1 protein-coding gene is annotated in these 1,056 nt (G+C 66.8%); it reads left to right on the top strand.

Translation table 11 applies throughout. The features are described from left to right. Positions 1-1,056 (top strand): potassium-transporting ATPase subunit KdpA (gene kdpA, locus A5699_RS18765; RefSeq protein WP_067772071.1); only part of this gene is annotated, 1,056 nt, incomplete at both ends.

Raw genomic sequence — 1,056 nt, forward strand, 5'->3', positions numbered from 1 at the left:
TCGCCGTGGTGTTGATCCGCGGGCTGGCACAGTATCAGAACCAGCAGATCGGCAACTTCTGGGTGGATCTGGTGCGCACTGTGGTGCGGATCCTGCTGCCCCTGTCGGTGATCGTCACGACCATCCTGCTGACCCTTGGTGTGGTCAACAACATCCATGGCGCCCAGGAGGTTTCGACGATCGCCGGGGGCAGTCAGACGTTGCTCGGCGGTCCGGTGGCCACCTGGGAGTCGATCAAGTTGATGTCGGGCGACGGCGGTGGCGCATTCAACGTCAACAGCGCACACCCCTTCGAGAATCCCACACCGCTGACCAATGCGGTGGAAATTGTTGCCATGCTGCTGATTCCGGTCGCGTTCCTGCGGACGTTCGGGGTGATGGTCGGGGACCGCAAACAGGGCTGGGCGCTGTTGGCGGTCGTCGCGTCGCTGTACGTACTCGCGACGGTGGCACTGGTCGCGGCGACATCGGTGCCGCACGGCACCGTCGTGCACGCCGCGGGCGCGCCGGTGGAGGGCACCGAGGTCCGGTTCGGCGTCCCTGGTAGCGCGACGTTCGGCCAGGCCGCCACCGCGACCGGCGATGGCGCGGCGAATGCGTCGTACGACAGCTTCGCCAGCCTCGGGGGCGCGGTGCTGATGCTGAACATGATGCTCGGCGAAGTGGCTCCCGGCGGCGTCGGCTCCGGCCTGTACGGCATGCTGGTGCTGGCGATCATCACGGTGTTCGTGGCCGGCCTGATGGTGGGCCGCACTCCGGAGTACCTCGGAAAGAAGATCACCCCGCGCGAGATCAAGCTCGCGGCAACGTATTTCCTCGTGACCCCGCTGATCGTGCTGACCGGCACCGCGGTGGCCATGGCGATGCCGGGGCAACGCGCGGGCATGCTCAACACGGGGCCGCACGGCCTGTCCGAGGTGCTGTACGCGTTCACGTCGGCGGCCAACAACAACGGCTCCGCGTTCGCCGGGCTCAGCGTCAACACCGAGTGGTACAACACGGCTCTGGGCATGGCCATGGTGTTCGGCCGCTTCCTGCCGATCATCCTGGTGCTGG

This window comes from Mycobacterium sp. E802 (genome assembly GCF_001666875.1).
GTDB lineage: Bacteria > Actinomycetota > Actinomycetes > Mycobacteriales > Mycobacteriaceae > Mycobacterium.